The organism is Verrucosispora sp. SN26_14.1 (genome assembly GCF_004307965.1).
GTDB lineage: Bacteria > Actinomycetota > Actinomycetes > Mycobacteriales > Micromonosporaceae > Micromonospora.
In genome coordinates, this window is record NZ_SISL01000098.1 from 1 (window position 1) to 16,357 (window position 16,357).

The following is a 16,357-nucleotide window of genomic DNA, read 5'->3' on the forward strand; positions in this document are numbered from 1 at the left end:
GTGACTGCCAGGCCCGCCCCCGCCGCCCCCGCCCGGCGCTCTGCCGCTCGGCGACCACGACGAGGCCCTCCGGCTCCCCCGTCCGGGCCGCCTCGACGACGTCGGCGTTCGTGGAACCGGTCTCGGCTTTCAGATCCAGACGCGTCCACGGGCCGTACGGCGCCACCAGCGCCCGGCGCAACCGGGTCGCCGACAGCGGCGGACGATCGAGGTCGGTGTACGGCGAATCCGGCATCCGGCCAGCCTACGGGCCACGGGTGAGGCGAACTGCACAGCGGCGGCGACCTGAACCATCGTTATATTCCCAGGGTGACTACCGAGACCGGGACCAACATCCACAGCACCGCGGGCAAGCTGGCGGACCTGGCACGACGGGTCGACGAGGCAGTGAACGCCGGGTCGGCCCGCGCGGTCGAGAAACAGCACGCGCGAGGCAAGAAGACCGCCCGGGAGCGGATCGAGATGCTGCTCGACGAGGGCTCCTTCGTCGAGCTGGACGAGTTCGCCCGGCACCGGTCCACCAACTTCGGCCTGGACCGCTCCCGCCCGTACGGCGACGGCGTGATCACCGGCTACGGCACCGTCGACGGCCGGCAGATCTGTGTCTTCGCCCAGGACTTCACGGTCTTCGGCGGCTCCCTCGGCGAGGTCTTCGGGCAGAAGATCGTCAAGGTGATGGACCTGGCCATGAAGATCGGCTGCCCGGTCGTCGGCATCAACGACTCCGGCGGCGCCCGCATCCAGGAGGGGGTGGTGTCGCTCGGCCTCTACGGCGAGATCTTCTTCCGCAACGTACGCGCCAGCGGCGTCATCCCGCAGATCTCGCTCATCATGGGCCCGTGCGCCGGTGGGGCGGTCTACTCCCCGGCGGTCACCGACTTCACCGTCATGGTCGACCAGACCTCGCACATGTTCATCACCGGCCCGGACGTGATCAAGACGGTCACCGGCGAGGACGTGGGCATGGAGGACCTCGGCGGGGCGCGCACCCACAACACCCGCAGCGGCAACGCCCACTACCTCGCCTCCGACGAGTCCGACGCGGTCGACTACGTCAAGGCGCTGCTGTCCCACCTGCCCGCCAACAACCTGGACGAGCCGCCGGTCTTCGACGCCCCGGCGGAGCTGACCGTCACCGACGCCGACCGGGAGCTGGACACCCTCGTCCCCGACTCGGCCAACCAGCCGTACGACATGCACCGGGTGCTCGAACACGTCCTCGACGACGGGGAGTTCCTGGAGGTCCAGCCGCTCTACGCGCAGAACATCGTGGTCGGCTTCGGGCGGGTCGAGGGGCGTCCGGTGGGCGTGGTCGCCAACCAGCCGATGCACTTCGCCGGCACGCTGGACATCGCGGCCAGCGAGAAGGCGGCCCGGTTCGTGCGTACCTGCGACGCCTTCAACATCCCGGTGCTGACCTTCGTGGACGTACCCGGGTTCCTGCCCGGCACCGGTCAGGAGTGGGACGGCATCATCCGCCGGGGCGCCAAGCTCATCTACGCGTACGCCGAGGCCACCGTGCCGAAGGTCACCGTGATCACCCGCAAGGCGTACGGCGGCGCGTACGACGTGATGGGTTCCAAGCACCTGGGGGCGGACCTCAACTTCGCCTGGCCGACCGCGCAGATCGCGGTGATGGGCGCCCAGGGCGCGGTGAACATCCTCTACCGCCAGGAACTGGCCGCCGCCGAGGACCCGGCCGCGGTCCGGGCCGAGAAGATCGCCGAGTACGAGGACACCCTGGCCAACCCGTACGTCGCGGCCGAACGCGGGTACGTGGACGCGGTCATCCCGCCGCACGAGACGCGGCTCCAGATCGTCCGTGCCCTGCGGGTGCTGCGCACCAAGCGCGAGACGCTCCCGCCCAAGAAGCACGGCAACATCCCGCTGTAGGGGTTGCGTGCAAGGAGGGGTCCCCTGCTAACGCCTGGCGTATAGCAGGGGACCCCTCCTAACAACTGCGCCGCACACCGGCGTAGCTCACCAGAAGGCGATGCCGGCGTCGGTCAGCAGCGGCCCGGCCAGCATCCGGCCGCCCACCACCAGCACGACGACGTTGACGATGCCGAAGAGCAGCACCCAGAAGAACGGCGGCAGCGGCGTGATGCCCGCCAACTGGTCGGCGTCGGAGGCCGGCATCCCGCGCCGGGTGCGCAGCCGCTGCAACTCCACCACCGGGCGTACGCCGCCGAGCAGCAGGAACCACACTCCGGTCCAGGCGAAGGCGGCCTGCACCTGCGGGCTGGCATACCAGGAGATCGCGAGCACGGCGCCACCCGTGACGACCAGTGTCAGTGCCCCGTACACGTTGCGGATCATGATCAGCATCGCCAGCAGCAGGACCACCGCGAGCCAGAGCAGCAGCGTGATCCGGTTTCCGGCGAGCAACCACGCCCCGCCCAGACCGACCAGCGGCGGGGCCAGATAGCCGGCGAGCAGGGTGAGCACCATGCCCGGTCCGGTGGGACGCCCGGCCGAGAGCGTGAGGCCCGAGGTGTCCGAGTGCAGCCGGATGCCGTGCAGCTTGCGTCCGGTGAGTACGGCGGCCAGCGCGTGCCCGCCCTCGTGCGCGATGGTGATCGCGTTGCGGGCGATCCGCCACGGCATCCGGGTGAAGACCACCACCAGCGCGACCAGGCCGGTCAGCAGCACCAGCAGCGGGGGCGGGTCGGGCTGCGCGCCGAGCAGACGGTCCCAGAACGCGGTCATGCCCTCGATCGACACCATGGGGCGGCAGCCTACGCCCGCAGGGCACGAAGGTCCCAGGGCGGGCTGTCTCGTTCCGGTGCCGGCCGGGACACCCGTCCGTGGTCGACCCGTACCGCATTGAAAGTTTTCTTAGTATCTCTTGCCTTGGCGGGCATTCACCTTCAAAGATGTCTGTCTATCGACAGTCGTCTCAGGAGGACGCCATGGGTCGGACCATACCAACGCTGCGCCGGCTGACCGCCGCCGCGCTCACCGTACTCGCGACCGCTGCTGCCGGGCTCGTCGCCACCGCGACCCCCGCCGCGGCGGCCACCGTGCCCGGCATCGACGTCTCGCGCTACCAGGGCACCATCAACTGGACGAGCGTGCGCAACGCGGGCATCCAGTTCGCCTTCATCAAGGCCACCGAGGGTACGAGCTACAAGGACCCGAACTTCAACACCAACTACGTCAACGCGTACAACGCCGGGGTGATCCGGGGCGCGTACCACTTCGCCCGGCCGAACATCTCCTCCGGCGCCGTTCAGGCGAACTACCTGGCCTCCAACGGCGGTGCGTGGTCGGCCGACAGCCGTACGCTCCCCGCCGCGCTGGACCTGGAGGCGAACCCGTACAGCGGCGGCTACTGCTACGGCCTGAGCACCACCGGCATGCGTAACTGGGTGCAGGACTTCCTGAACACCTACCGCTCGCGTACCGGCCGGTACGCGGTCATCTACACCACCACCAGCTTCTGGAACCAGTGCACCGGCAGTTGGACCGGCCCATGGACCAACCACCCGGTCTGGGTCGCCCGCTGGTCCTCCTCGGTCGGCGCGCTGCCGGCCGGCGCACCGGTCTGGAGCTTCTGGCAGTACACCGACTCGGGCAGCGTCGCCGGCATCAGTGGCGCGGTCGACCGCAACTACTGGAACGGCGACCGGAACCGGCTGATCGCCCTGGCCAACAACACCGCCTGACACACGTCACGACGGCGGGTCGACGTCCACCGAGTGGATTCGGGACGTCGGCCCGCCGCCGTGGCGTGACCACCGCCGGTTCAGGCCCGCCGTCGCGCGGCGAGTGCCACGGGTACGCCGACACCGCCGTGCCGGGCCACCGTGCCCCGACGGGTGACGGCCCACCCCACGTACGCGGCCCCGGCGAGCGTCACGACGCTCAGCAACGTGGCCAGCAGTGCGACTCCGAAGGTGACGAACAGTAGTACGCCGACACCCACCACTGCGCTCGTCCACAGTGTCAGTCGGGTTCGGGCATCCCTTGGTCGGTAACCCATCTCGGGCCTCCCTTCCGTCCTTCGAGATCAGGTACCCCGAACGACGGACGGTCATGCCTCGTCTCGACCGCCCTGCTGTCGGCGGACCTCAGTCCTGACGGTCCGGCACGAACTCGCGGAACGCCGTCTCGAAGTTCGGCAACTGCGCGTCCCACTCGCTGTTCGGCACCTCCCAGCGCAGGGCGAAGCCCCGGTTGCTGGCGGTGACGAAGCCCCGGTTGCGTACCCGCAGCTCGACCCCGTTGCGGGTCTGGTTCCAGTCCCAGTCAGCGCAGGTCCGCCACTTGCAGTCGATCGTCGAGATGTCGATGAACCGGTAGTTCTGCACGCCACGGACGTTCTTCCGACCCGGTTCGAGCTGCCGCCAGGTGGCCGCCGCGTCCCGCTGCGGCGACGAGGTGCGGTCGATGGTCAGCTCGCTGACGCCGTTCGGGTCGCGGTACTTGACCCAGGTGGAGCCGGAACTGCGCCGCCAGCCCTCCGGCACCGGCACCTTGAAGCCCACCGGGTCGTTCCGCAACGTCCAGCCCTCGGGCAGGCCACCGGCGGCGCTCTCGGACGGGGTGGGTGACGGGGACGCCGACGGGGAGGCGCTGGGCGGTGCGGCAGAGGTCGGTGGTGGCGCGGCCGGCTCCGAGGTCGGCGGTGCGGACGACTCGGACGTGCCGGCCGTGTCCTGCGGGGTGTCGCCGCCGTCGCCGTCACCGCTGGTGAGCAGCGGAACCGCCACCACCAGGCCGACGAGCAGCAGCGCGACCAGTGCGCCGACCAGCACGGCACGGCGGGTGCGCTCGGAACGGAGTTGGCCGGTCTTGAAGACGGAACCCCGAGCCGGTGCCGCCGGGCTCACCGGTGCCGACGGCATCAACGAGGTCGAGGCGGGCGCGACGGGGGTGGCGGCCGCCGTGGGAGCCGGTGGGCCGACCCGACGGGTCGGCTCGCCCGAGCCGGGCCGGTCGGTCGTCGCGCTCGCGTCGGCCTGCGCCTTCGCCTCCACAGCGGGACCGTCGACCTTGGTGACGTCGGCCGAGGCAGCGGCTGCTCCGCTGGTCGCGGCAGCCCGCACGGTCGCGTCGGATCCGTCCGGCGTCGTCGGCGTACCGGCCGGGGCGGTGTCCCCGCCGTCCTGGGCCGCCGGGGCGTCGTCGCGGCCGGTCGCGGTCTCCGTGGTCGACCCGCCGGAGTCGGCCCCGGAATCCGTCGCGGACGATGCCGCGTCCGCACCTGACGTCAGCCCCGCACCGGCGGCACCGGCAGCGGTCGACGCCGCGTCCACCTTCGTCGTCGGGTCCGCGTCCTGACCGGCGTCGACCTTCGCGGTCAGGTCGGCGTCCATCTTCGTGGTCGGATCGGCGTCCGCGCCGGTGGGAGCCGCGACCTTCGCCGTCGGCGCGGCGTCGGAGACCGGCGGCTTTCCGGCCGTCGCACCGGAGCCAGACGGACCGGAGGTGGTCGCGCCGGCTGCGGCGGCACCCGCCGCGAGCGGACCCACGGCCGAGGGCGTACGGGGCACGGGCGGAGTCACCGGCGCGGTGGGCTGCTCCCCCGACGGGCGGGGCGCGGGCACCATCGGCTGACGCGGTTCACGCGGCCCGTTCGGCCCCGGCCGGCGCACACCGTCGAGCAGCGAGATGCCCCGACTCCGCTTACCGCTGGCCCGGCGCAGCATCCGCTCGGCCGACTCGGCGGTGATCCGCTCCTCGGGGTCCTTGCGCAGCAGCCCGGCGAGCACCTGCTTGAGCGGTCCGGCGTTACGGGCCGGCGGCACCGGTTCGGTGGCGAGCGCGGCCAGGGTGCTGATCGCCGACGGTCGGGCGAACGGTGACTTGCCCTCCACGGCGGCGTAGAGCGTGGCACCCAGCGACCAGAGGTCCGCCTCCGGACCGGTGGTGCCGTCCCGGGCACGCTCGGGCGAGATGTACGCCGGGGAGCCGAGCACCATGCCGGTGCGCGTGACGTTCGGGTCGCCGGGGATCGTGGCCAGGCCGAAGTCGGTCAGCACCACCCGACCGTCGGTGCCGAGCAGCACGTTGCCGGGCTTGACGTCGCGGTGCATGATGCCGGCCTTGTGCGCCGCCTTCAGGGCGTTGAGCACGCCCAGCCCGATCTGCACCGCCTGGGCCGCCGGCACCGGCCCGTCCTCGGCGAGGGTGTCCTGCAACGAACGGGACGCGACGTACTCCATCACGATCCACGGGTCACCGTCGGTGCGGAGCACGTCGAAGATGCGTACCACGTTGATGTTGTTGAGGCGGGCGATGGCGCGCGCCTCCCGCAGCGAGCGTTCGCGCATCTCGCGGCGCTCCTCGTTGGTCAGGCCCGGCGGCGGGACCAACTCCTTGATGGCGACGTCACGGTGCAGCACCTCGTCGCGCGCCTTCCATACCCGGCCCATGCCGCCCTGACCGAGCGGCGAGAGGAGCCGGTACCGGTCGGCGACGAGTTGGGGGGAAGGCTCAGACATCGCTGAGACGGTACCCGCCACCCCCGACGCTCACACCGTCGGCACGCCACTGTGTGCCGGAGGTCGAGCTCACAGCGCGTACGCTGGGGTGCATGTCTGTCGAGGAGCCGCTGTTCCGGGTCGTCCGCGGCGTGCCGACCGCCGAGGAACTGGCCGCGCTGGTGGGCGCGATCGTCGTCCGCTCCCGCCCGGCCCCCGTCGCCGCCACCACCCCGGTCTCGGTCTGGGCCCGCAGCGGCCGACCGGCCGGTGCCACACTGCTCCCGGGAAGCGGCGCCTGGCGCGCCTCCGGTCTGCCCCGCTGACGCGGATCGGCGAGGCTGTCGACGGCGACCGGGGCTGCCGGGGAGGCGTCCAAGGATTAGCCTCACAGAGGGGAACCGGGCCGTTACAGTTTGGAGGGCCGATGATCCCTGAGGATGATCGACAGGCGTCCTGGTCAGGCGGCCACCGTGGCGTCGAGGCGGACCTCCGCCAGATGCGGGAATTCGCCGACACGCTCCGCGCCGAGGTGGACGGCAACTACACGCCCCACCTGCCGCGCATCGCGGACGACATGCTGACCCGGGTGCCGAATCCGGCCGACGCCTTCATCGAGCTGGTGCAGTTCATGCGGGCCCACTGGGAGACACAGCAGGCCACGACGAACGCCGTCTGGGGCCTCGGCCACACCACCGGCCACCTGGCGCGCGCCGCCAGACAGGTGGCCGACCGGTACGCCGACACCGACGCCTTCTCCGCAGCCCGCGTCGCCGACGTCCAGCAGGCGCTCGGGCAGCCGGGAGACGTACCCGCCCAGCCCACACCCTCACCGTCGCTGACCAATCCGACCGGCCCCGACAACGACGGGTCGGTGGTGCTGCCGTGAGGGACCCGGGAGTCGGCCGCAGCGGAGGCCTCACCGACTGGTACCTGATGAGCGTCGCCGACATGTGGGCCTGCCTCCAGGACCACGATCCCGACAACCACTGGCGGCACGTCGCCGGCTGGCGCAAGATCTCCGAGCTGGCCGACCAACACCTGCACCGCCTCCGGACGTACCGCCAGCGTCTCGCCCGGGCCTGGCCGCCCGACACCAACGAGGCCGCCCGCGCCTACCTCGCCGAGCTGGACGACCTGATCGCGCAGGTGCAGCGCACGCACGACGCCGCCAGCGCCAACCAGAGCGCGCTCACCGCCGCCACCCAGGCCATCACCAGCACCCGCACCGAACTCAAGAAGATCCACGACGAGTACGCGGACAAGCTCCGACAGAAGCGCGGATGGGAACAGACAGCCGCCGACCCGAAAGCCGTCGCCGGCAGCCGGAACAGCCGACCACCGGTGACCGATGCCGATCTGGAGCAGTTGAACGTCAGGGCGCGCGGCATCATGTACGGCCTGAGCAGCGACCTCCAACAGGCCCAAGTAACCCTCCGCCGACCTCCGCCACTTCGGCACTCAGATCGCGCCCCTGACTATTCGGAGGCTTACAGCCCCACCGGAGCACCGGCGATCCCACCGATCGTGCCAGCACCGCTACCGGCGCCTTCTGCACGCTTCAAGCAACCCAGACCAGCGCCACAACCCAACTCGACAGCTCAGCCGTCTGGACCGTTGCTAAGTGGAAACGCCTCCGTCGCGACTCCACCACCAACCAATCCAGTCATACAGAGCCCACTTACGCCTAACCAACCCCCCTCGCCAGGAATGACACCTCCCGCTTCGCCCGCTTCCGGGCCGAATGATCGACCTAAACCTAACCATTCCTCGCACTCTTGGCGGCCTAGCGCGAATAGCTCCTCCCCTCTGCCACCGCCAGCCGGATCACGCTTTATGCACCCGAATGGCTTGATAGGCGGCTTGCCCAGCGCGAGCCCCAGCCAGTCGACACCCGGTGGAACCCAGCCGCGCCGAGTCAATCCGATAGGCGGTGTAATCGGCGGAGGTGCAGCAGGGACCGCCCCTGCCGGCGGAGCCGGATCTCGACCAGGAACCGGGAGAGGTTTCCCACGAGCCCATTACATGCCACCCACTGGAGGCTTTCCTGCAGGCATGGTCTCCGGCAACACGTCAGGCCGCCCAATAAGAGACACCCAGAGGGATGAGGACGGCCGCAAGTGGGATCCTGACCATCCATGGCAGACGGAGGAGGGTGTGGACCCTATCGTCTTGCCACCCAGGGACGATGGACCGATTGACCCTGGTCCAGCAATCGGCTCTCCGAGGTGAGCAAGCGACACTCGCGAGTGCTCGCTGCCGGATCGGTCTTGGCCATCCTCTTGCCGGGCACAGCCATCCAGGCAGCCATTGAGGTGACACCTTCCGACAATGCAAGCCGCATCCGCAACGACCAGTGGCACCTGCGCTATCTAAGCGCGCAGGAGGCACACCGCATGAGCCAGGGCGAAGGCGTCACCGTAGCAATTCTTGATACCGGAGTTAGCCAACACCCGGATATCCGACTGAACCTTAAGAAGGGAAAGAATCTGCTTCCCGGAGACTCCAGCAGCGCCCACGATGATCCAAATGGTCACGGCACCGCAATGGCTGGCCTCATTGCTGCACACGGACAGAACGCAACCAAAGGCGCGCTAGGAATTGCTCCCAAGGCGCAAGTGATTCCCATAAAGACCTCGGATGCCAGCAACGGAGGAAACGCTGACCGACTTGCAGAAGGCATCGAGTTTGCAATCACCGCGGGGGCAGCCGTAGTCAGCATCTCTGGTGGAGGCGGACCCAGCCCTCGCTTGCTGCAGGCACTGGAGGCGGCACATTCGGCCAACGTGATAGTCGTGGCAGCCGGAGGCAACAACCCGACCGACCCGGGAGTAATTTACCCTGCGGCCGCCGATACGGTGATCGCCGTTGGCGGCATAGACCAAAATGGGAAGCATGCAAGGATTTCAGTCACTGGACCACAATTGGATTTGGCGGCTCCCGCCCTAGACATCTTCAGCCTCGACCCACAAAGCGACTATCGGCGAAGTAGCGGAACTTCTAACGCTGCTGCCATTGTTGCCGGGGCGGCGGCGTTGATTCGGGCCAAGTATCCGTATCTGCCGGCGGACGAGGTGGCGCACCGGTTGACGGCGACCGCGATCGACAAGGGGCCTCCCGGGCGCGACGACCAGTACGGCTACGGCGTGATCGATCTGGTGGCGGCGCTCACGGCAGACGTACCGCCGAGGGGTTTTGGGCCGAGCGGGTCGGCCACCCCTGGGCCGGGCACGACGCGGGCCGGGGGCCCTGAGGCCGATCAGGACGGTGCGGCCGTGCGAGGTCTGGTGACTCTGGCGGTGCTGCTGGCGGCCGGTGCCGGTGGGGTGTGGTGGGTCCGGCGGCGGCGACGGTCGGACGACCCGCCGCCACGCATCAGCCGCTGAGGGGTCTGGGCGGACGGTTGGCGGTACCGTCGTGCGCGTGTCTGATGTGCTTCCGCTCCGCCTCGTGCTCGCTTCGGCGAGCCCTGCCCGCCGTAAGACTCTGCAGGCCGCCGGCATCGAGCCGGACGTGCTGGTCAGTGGTGTCGACGAGAGTGTGGTGGTGACCGATCGGGCGGAGGATCTCTGCCTGGAGTTGGCCCGACTCAAGACGGAGGCGGTGCTGACCCGGCTGGCGCCCGGCGACGGTCAACGGACATTGGTGCTCGGCTGCGACTCGGTGCTCGCGTTCGACGGTGAGATCTTCGGCAAGCCCGACGACGCGGCAGACGCTACCCGACGGTGGGAGCGGATGCGGGGGCGCAGCGGAGTGCTGCACAGTGGCCACTGTCTCATCGACATCGTCAGTGGGCGTCGGGCCGAGGCCGTGGCCTCCACGGTGGTGCACTTCGCCGACATCAGTGACCGGGAGATCGCCACCTACGTGGCCACCGGCGAGCCGCTGGCGGTGGCCGGCGCGTTCACGATCGACGGGTTGGGCGGGGCGTTCGTGGAGCGGATCGAGGGTGATCCGGGCACGGTCGTCGGGTTGTCGATGCCGTTGCTGCGGCGGCTGCTCGGCGAGCTGGACCTGCGAATCACCGATTTGTGGACGAAAGTGGCGCCCGGCAACCAGATCGTCGAGCCGCTCGGTTAGCGTCCGAACATGACGCTGAAGTCGATTCCGCTCACCGACGAGTTGCACGCGTACCTCGTCGCGCACGGCGCGCCGCCGGACGAGATCGTCCGGGACCTGGCCGAGGAGACCCTCGCCCTCCTGCCGGAGCACGCCTCCATGCAGGTGGCGCCGGAGCAGGCCGCCTTCCTGACGTTCCTGACCCGCTTGCTCGGTGTCCGCAACGCGGTGGAGGTGGGCACGTTCACCGGTCTCTCCTCGTTGGCGATCGCCCGGGGCCTGACCGACGGCGGGCGCCTGACCTGCTTCGACATCTCCGAGGAGTACACCGGTATCGCGCGCCGGTACTGGGCGCGGGCCGGTGTCGACGACCGGGTCGAGCTGCGTATCGGCCCGGCCGGGGAGACGTTGCGGGAGTTGCCGCACGAGCGGTATCTGGACTTCGCCTTCATCGACGCCGACAAGACCAGCTATCCGCTCTACTGGGACGAGTTGGTGCCCCGGATGCGGCCGGGTGGCGTGATCGCCGTGGACAACGTGCTGCGGCACGGACGGGTGGTGGCGCCGGAGAGCGAGGCGGACCGGGCCATCGCGGCGTTCAACGACGACGTCCTCGCCGACGTACGGGTCGACGCGGTGATGCTGCCGATCGCCGACGGCCTGACTCTCGCCCGCGTGCACTGACCGTTTACGCCGGCACCGGTCGCCTCCCCGGTCGGGGTACGCGGACCGGGGCCGGCGTCCGGATCGACGGTCGTCGGCCGTGCCGCTGAGTGTCGGTCGTGCCGCCGCTGGGTGAGCGGGGCGTTAACAGGGTGCCCGTGCTCTACCGCAGGCGTTAATAAGGTGCCCTTCCTTTCACGTCACCGGACGCTGCGGGCGAACTGGCGGGCCGCCCAGTAGACCCCGGCGGCGGCGAGGATCGCGATGATGGTCAGCCCCTGCCAGACCCGGTCGTTGCCGATGTCGCCGTTGAACAGCGCGCGGGTGCCGTCCACCGCCCAGGAGAACGGGTTCCACTTGGCGACGCCCTGCAACCAGCCGGGCGCGAAGGCGAGCGGGAGCAGGATGCCGGAGAGCAGCAGCACCGGCTGGGCGACCGTGTTCATCAGCGGAGCCAGCGCGTCCTCGCTCTTGACCTTGAGCGCGACGCCGTAGCTGACCGCCGACGTCATCAGCGCGATCAGGGCGAGCATCAGGTATGCCAGCAGCAGGTCGCCGATGAAGACCCGCAGGTCGAACAGGAGCGCCAGCAGGGTGATGATGACCGCCTGGACCATCAGCGACACCACGTCGCGCAGCGAGCGGCCGAGCAGCAGGGCGAGCCGGCTGACCGGGGTGACCCGGGAGCGTTCGATCACTCCGGCACGCAGCTCGGCGATCAGGCCGAAGCCCTGGAACAGGCCGCCGAAGATGGCCAGCAGCACCAGCAGGCCGGGAACGAAGATCTTGTACGCCGCGGCCTGGGTCGGCGCGTTCAGCGCGGGCTTGAGCAGCGGGGCGAACAGGAGGAGATACATCACCGGCTGGAAGACGCCGACGAAGACCCACACGGGGTTGCGCAGCAGCAGGTGGAACTGCCGCTGGAAGATCAGCCAGGTGTCGCGGGCGAGCTTCATGGGACTTTCTCCTGGTCGGGTCAGGACTCGCGCAGCGAGCGGCCGGTCTTGGTGAGGAAGACGTCGTCGAGGCTCGGGCGGTGCAGCTCGATCGACTTGAGGTCGAGACCGGCACCGTCGACACGGCGCAGGATCCGCGGGATGGCGGTCGCGCCGTCGTCGACGAAGAGGCGCAGGCCGCCGTCCTCCAGACTCTCCAGCCGGTTCACGTACTCCTCGCCGTCGAGCAGCTTCTCCGCCTCGCCGGTGGCCACGATGTCGAGGCCGACCAGCACGACGTCGCCGGAGATCTCCCGTTTGAGGGCGGTCGGCGTACCCTCGGCGACCACCTCGCCGTGGTCCATGATCGCGATGCGGTCGCAGAGCGCGTCGGCCTCGTCCAGGTAGTGCGTGGTGATGAAGACGGTCATCCCGTCGGTCCGTAGCCGCCGGATCTCGTCCCACATGTGCGCCCGGCTCTGCGGGTCCAGGCCGGTGGTGGGCTCGTCCAGGAAGACGATCTTCGGCTCGTGGATGATGCCGAGCGCGATCTCGACCCGCCGTCGCTGACCGCCCGAGTACGTCTTGCACTTGCGGTCGGCGAACTCGCTGAGCTGGAACGCCTCCAGCGCGCGTACCGCCCGACGTTGGGCCTCGGCCTTGCCGATGCCGTACATCCGGGCCTGGAGCACGAGTTCCTCACGCGCGGTCGACTCGTCCCAGGTGCTGCCACCCTGGGCCACGTAACCGATCCGACGGCGTACCTCACCCGGGTTCTTGAGCAGGTCGGCACCGGCGATGGTGGCCTGCCCGCCGTCCGGCTCGATCAGCGTCGCCAGCATCCGCAACGTGGTGGTCTTGCCGGCGCCGTTCGGGCCGAGGAACCCGAAGATCTCACCGGCCGGGACGTCCAGGTCGACGCCGCGTACCGCCTCGACGGTCTTCGTCTCCCGACCGGCCCGGCTGCGGAACGACTTCCGCAGCCCTCTGGTCTCGATCATTTCCACTCCCCGCTCATGGCCACTCTCCGGCCATATCGTCACGGCACTCCACCACATCGGTACGACACCACGCCGCCGACGACCTGGCCAGACAGTGCGTCATCCCACACTGAGCGATCGTTCGGGGCACCACCGTGAGCTATAAACTCCCGGTCAGAAACCCGCCGGGAGGAGCCACCAAGGTGCGCAAGGTACTCATCGCCAACCGGGGCGAGATCGCCGTCCGGGTCATCCGCGCGTGCCAGGACGCCGGCCTGGGCAGCGTCGCGGTGTACGCGGACTCCGACCGGGATGCCCTGCACGCCACGCTCGCCGACGAAGCGTACGCCCTGGAGGGCGACACCGCTGCGAATACCTACCTCCGCATCGACAAACTGATCGACGTCGCTGCCCGGTCCGGCGTCGACGCGGTGCACCCCGGCTACGGCTTCCTCTCCGAGAACGCCGACTTCGCCCAGGCGGTCATCGACGCGGGCCTGACCTGGATCGGCCCCACCCCGCAGGCGATCCGCGACCTCGGCGACAAGGTCACCGCCCGGCACATCGCCCAGCGGGCCGGTGCTCCCCTGGTGCCCGGCACCCCGGACCCGGTGGACAGCCCGGACGAGGTGATGGCATTCGCCGTCGACCACGGTCTGCCGGTGGCCATCAAGGCCGCCTTCGGGGGCGGCGGGCGTGGCCTGAAGGTGGCCCGCACCATGGAGGAGATCCCGCAGCTCTTCGAATCGGCCACCCGCGAGGCGGTCGCGGCCTTCGGTCGGGGCGAGTGCTTCGTCGAGCGGTACCTCGACCAGCCGCGCCACGTCGAGGCGCAGGTCCTGGCCGACCAGCACGGCAACGTGATCGTCGCCGGCACCCGGGACTGCTCGTTGCAGCGCCGGCACCAGAAGTTGGTCGAGGAGGCACCGGCGCCGTTCCTCACCGCCGCGCAGCGCACGCAGATCCACGAGAGCGCGAAGGCCATCTGCAGGGAGGCCGGCTACCACGGTGCCGGGACGGTGGAGTACCTGGTCGGCAACGACGGCACCATCTCCTTCCTGGAGGTCAACACCCGGCTCCAGGTGGAGCACCCGGTGACCGAGGAGACCGCCGGCATCGACCTGGTACGCGAGCAGTTCCGCATCGCCGACGGGGAGAAGCTGCGGCTCACCGAGGACCCGACGCCGCGCGGGCACTCCATCGAGTTCCGGATCAACGGCGAGGACCCGGGCCGGGGCTTCCTGCCCGCTCCCGGCACGGTGACCGCCCTGCGGCTGCCGAGCGGGCCCGGCGTGCGGGTGGACACCGGCATCTCGGCCGGCGACGTGATCGGCGGCAACTTCGACAGCCTGCTCGCCAAGGTCGTCATCACCGGGGAGACCCGCGCCGAGGCGCTGGATCGGGCCCGGCGGGCGCTGGACGAGATGGTGATCGAGGGGATGGCCACCGCGCTGCCGTTCCACCGCCTGGTGGTCCGTGACCCGGCGTTCACCGCCGAGCCGTTCACGGTGCACACCCGCTGGATCGAGACCGAGTTCGACAACACGGTTCCGCCGTTCACCGCGGTGGCCGACGGCCCGGCCGCCCCGGCCGAGCGCGAGACGATCGTGGTCGAGGTGGGCGGCAAGCGGCTGGAGGTCAGCCTCCCCGCCGGGCTGGGCGCGGGTACGGCGGGTGCCGCACCGAGCGCGAAGAAGCCCACCCGTCGGGGCGGCGGTGCCACGGGCGGCGCGGCGGCGGGCGGTGACGCGCTCACCTCGCCGATGCAGGGCACGATCGTCAAGATCGCGGTCGCCGACGGCGACACCGTGGCCGAGGGCGACCTGGTCGTGGTGCTGGAGGCGATGAAGATGGAGCAGCCGTTGCACGCGCACAAGGCGGGTACGGTCGGCGGCCTGGCCGCCGAGGTCGGCGCGGTGATCACCGCCGGCGCCGCCATCTGCACCATCGCCTGAGGCGTTCCCGGATGTAAGGAGGGGTCCCCTGCTAACGCCTGGTGTATAGCAGGGGACCCCTCCTTACATCTCAGCGCAGGGATTCGGCGGCCACCGTGCAGACGGCGGTGGTCAGCGCGGTCAGCACCGGCGAGTCGAGTCGCCAGTGCTGCCAGTAGAGCGGGGTGTCCAGCACCCGGCCGGGGGCGATGTCCACGCAGCGTCCGGCGGCCACGTCGGCGTCGGCGATCTGCTCGGCCATCATTCCCCAGCCGAGGCCGAGCCGGATCGACTCGTTGAACGCCGGGACCGACGGCACGTAGTGCACCGGTGGGTCGACCGCGTGCCCGGTCACCGTACGCAGGAAGCGGTGTTGGATCCGGTCCTTGCGGTCGAAGACCACCACCGGTGCGGCGGCTGCCGCAGCCCGGGTGAGGCCGTCGGCGAACCATCGTCGGGCCATCGACGGCGCGGCCAGCGCCCGGTAGCGCATCGTGCCGAGACGGCGTACCCGGCAGCCCTGCACCGCCTCGCGTTGGGCGGTCACCGCAGCGGTCACCACCCCGTCGCGGAGCAGGGCGGCGGTGTGGTCCTGGTCGTCCTGCCGGATGTCGAAGGAGAGTTCCGGCTGGTCGGGCAGCCGGGCCAGGGCAGCGGGGAACCAGGTGGCGAGCGAGTCGGCGTTGACCACGATCGCGACCCGGGTACGGTTCCGGTCGCCGCCGAGCGGCCCCCGGGCATCGGCCAGCGCCTCCCGTTCGAGCAGGGCGAGTTGCCCGGCCAGACGCAGCAGCGGTCGCCCGGCCTCGGTGGCGTCGCAGGGACGGTGCCGCCGGACGAGCACCTGCCCGACGGTCTCCTCCAGTGTCTTGATGCGCTGACTGACCGCCGAGGGCGTGACGTGCAACAGGCGTGCCGCCGCCTCGAAACTGCCCTCCGCGACCACGGCGGCGAGTGTCCGGAGCTGGGTGGAGTCCAGACCGCCCATGCAGCTCAGCTTAACCGGATGAAGAATCTTTAGCTGGACTGATCCGTACCCGCGCTCCTACCGTCGGCGTCGTGCTCACCTCTGTCGTCGCCGGTTTCTCCCTCTCCATCGCCCTCATCGTCGCCATCGGCGCGCAGAACGCCTTCGTACTCCGTCAGGGTCTGCGCCGGGAACACGTGGTGCCGGTCGTCCTGACCTGCGCGATCTCCGACGCCCTGCTGATCGGCGTCGGCATCGCCGGGGTGGGGTCGGTGGTGGCGGCCCGACCCGACCTGCTCACCGCGATCCGCTGGGGCGGGGCCGCCTTCCTGCTCGGGTACGCGGCCCTGGCCGCCCGCCGCGCGTGGCGTCCGAGCGCGCTCACGCCGGC

Annotated in this window: 16 protein-coding genes and 1 pseudogene; 9 read left to right on the forward strand and 8 right to left on the reverse strand. The window is 70.2% G+C overall.

Features of this window, described 5'->3' with window-relative positions:
* A pseudogene (locus tag EYA84_RS11955) lies at window positions 1-235 on the reverse strand (biotin--[acetyl-CoA-carboxylase] ligase); the annotation flags it as partial.
* 74 nt (window positions 236-309) lie between these two features.
* On the opposite strand from EYA84_RS11955, the gene EYA84_RS11960 reads away from it, so the two are divergent.
* Window positions 310-1,893: an acyl-CoA carboxylase subunit beta gene (locus tag EYA84_RS11960; protein WP_131053111.1), complete on the forward strand. Its 1,584-nt coding sequence runs from the start codon at window positions 310-312 to the stop codon at window positions 1,891-1,893.
* An 87-nt stretch (window positions 1,894-1,980) separates the two neighbouring features.
* Here EYA84_RS11960 and EYA84_RS11965 read toward each other — a convergent pair whose 3' ends face one another.
* Window positions 1,981-2,727: a M50 family metallopeptidase gene (locus tag EYA84_RS11965; protein ID WP_131053112.1), complete on the reverse strand. Its 747-nt coding sequence runs from the start codon at window positions 2,725-2,727 to the stop codon at window positions 1,981-1,983.
* Window positions 2,728-2,912: 185 nt separating this feature from the next.
* Here EYA84_RS11965 and EYA84_RS11970 point away from each other — a divergent pair, with 185 nt between their 5' ends.
* Window positions 2,913-3,668: a GH25 family lysozyme gene (locus tag EYA84_RS11970; RefSeq protein WP_131053113.1), complete on the forward strand. Its 756-nt coding sequence runs from the start codon at window positions 2,913-2,915 to the stop codon at window positions 3,666-3,668.
* Window positions 3,669-3,748: 80 nt separating this feature from the next.
* Here EYA84_RS11970 and EYA84_RS11975 read toward each other — a convergent pair whose 3' ends face one another.
* Both EYA84_RS11975 and EYA84_RS11980 read right to left on the reverse strand, forming a co-directional pair.
* Window positions 3,749-3,928 carry a hypothetical protein gene (locus EYA84_RS11975; protein WP_131053114.1) on the reverse strand — a complete coding sequence of 60 codons (180 nt, stop codon included), beginning with the start codon at window positions 3,926-3,928 and terminating at the stop codon, window positions 3,749-3,751.
* Between the two features lie 145 nt (window positions 3,929-4,073).
* Window positions 4,074-6,449, reverse strand: a complete 2,376-nt coding sequence (locus EYA84_RS11980) for a serine/threonine-protein kinase (protein ID WP_131053115.1) — start codon at window positions 6,447-6,449, stop codon at window positions 4,074-4,076.
* Window positions 6,450-6,541: 92 nt separating this feature from the next.
* Here EYA84_RS11980 and EYA84_RS11985 point away from each other — a divergent pair, with 92 nt between their 5' ends.
* Both EYA84_RS11985 and EYA84_RS11990 read left to right on the forward strand, forming a co-directional pair.
* On the forward strand, window positions 6,542-6,754 hold the full coding sequence (locus tag EYA84_RS11985; protein WP_131053116.1) for an acyl-CoA carboxylase subunit epsilon: 213 nt from the start codon (window positions 6,542-6,544) through the stop codon (window positions 6,752-6,754).
* 101 nt (window positions 6,755-6,855) lie between these two features.
* Window positions 6,856-7,317 carry a hypothetical protein gene (locus tag EYA84_RS11990; protein ID WP_131053117.1) on the forward strand — a complete coding sequence of 154 codons (462 nt, stop codon included), beginning with the start codon at window positions 6,856-6,858 and terminating at the stop codon, window positions 7,315-7,317.
* A gap of 226 nt (window positions 7,318-7,543) precedes the next feature.
* Here the strand turns inward: EYA84_RS11990 and EYA84_RS33995 are convergent, their stop codons facing one another.
* Complete coding sequence (locus tag EYA84_RS33995) at window positions 7,544-7,693, reverse strand: hypothetical protein (protein WP_161594955.1); 150 nt, start codon at window positions 7,691-7,693, stop codon at window positions 7,544-7,546.
* Window positions 7,694-8,656: 963 nt separating this feature from the next.
* Here EYA84_RS33995 and mycP point away from each other — a divergent pair.
* The 3 genes from mycP to EYA84_RS12010 are packed head-to-tail and all read left to right on the forward strand — an operon-like array spanning window position 8,657 to window position 11,171.
* On the forward strand, window positions 8,657-9,814 hold the full coding sequence (gene mycP / locus EYA84_RS12000) for a type VII secretion-associated serine protease mycosin (protein ID WP_236145722.1): 1,158 nt from the start codon (window positions 8,657-8,659) through the stop codon (window positions 9,812-9,814).
* 37 nt (window positions 9,815-9,851) lie between these two features.
* Window positions 9,852-10,508 carry a nucleoside triphosphate pyrophosphatase gene (locus tag EYA84_RS12005; RefSeq protein ID WP_131053119.1) on the forward strand — a complete coding sequence of 219 codons (657 nt, stop codon included), beginning with the start codon at window positions 9,852-9,854 and terminating at the stop codon, window positions 10,506-10,508.
* A gap of 9 nt (window positions 10,509-10,517) precedes the next feature.
* On the forward strand, window positions 10,518-11,171 hold the full coding sequence (locus EYA84_RS12010) for an O-methyltransferase (RefSeq protein WP_131053120.1): 654 nt from the start codon (window positions 10,518-10,520) through the stop codon (window positions 11,169-11,171).
* A 179-nt stretch (window positions 11,172-11,350) separates the two neighbouring features.
* On the opposite strand, the gene EYA84_RS12015 is transcribed toward EYA84_RS12010, so the two are convergent.
* Window positions 11,351-12,106, reverse strand: a complete 756-nt coding sequence (locus EYA84_RS12015) for an ABC transporter permease (RefSeq protein WP_131053121.1) — start codon at window positions 12,104-12,106, stop codon at window positions 11,351-11,353.
* Between the two features lie 20 nt (window positions 12,107-12,126).
* Window positions 12,127-13,086 carry an ATP-binding cassette domain-containing protein gene (locus tag EYA84_RS12020; RefSeq protein WP_131053122.1) on the reverse strand — a complete coding sequence of 320 codons (960 nt, stop codon included), beginning with the start codon at window positions 13,084-13,086 and terminating at the stop codon, window positions 12,127-12,129.
* A 182-nt stretch (window positions 13,087-13,268) separates the two neighbouring features.
* On the opposite strand from EYA84_RS12020, the gene EYA84_RS12025 reads away from it, so the two are divergent.
* Window positions 13,269-15,020 (forward strand): biotin carboxylase N-terminal domain-containing protein, encoded by a 1,752-nt coding sequence (locus EYA84_RS12025; RefSeq protein ID WP_131053123.1) that lies wholly within the window; start codon window positions 13,269-13,271, stop codon window positions 15,018-15,020.
* 70 nt (window positions 15,021-15,090) lie between these two features.
* On the opposite strand, the gene EYA84_RS12030 is transcribed toward EYA84_RS12025, so the two are convergent.
* Complete coding sequence (locus EYA84_RS12030) at window positions 15,091-15,987, reverse strand: LysR family transcriptional regulator ArgP (RefSeq protein WP_131053124.1); 897 nt, start codon at window positions 15,985-15,987, stop codon at window positions 15,091-15,093.
* A 71-nt stretch (window positions 15,988-16,058) separates the two neighbouring features.
* Between EYA84_RS12030 and EYA84_RS12035 the strand changes: the two genes are divergently transcribed.
* Window positions 16,059-16,357 (forward strand): LysE/ArgO family amino acid transporter (locus EYA84_RS12035; protein ID WP_161594956.1); only part of this gene is annotated, 299 nt, incomplete at its 3' end.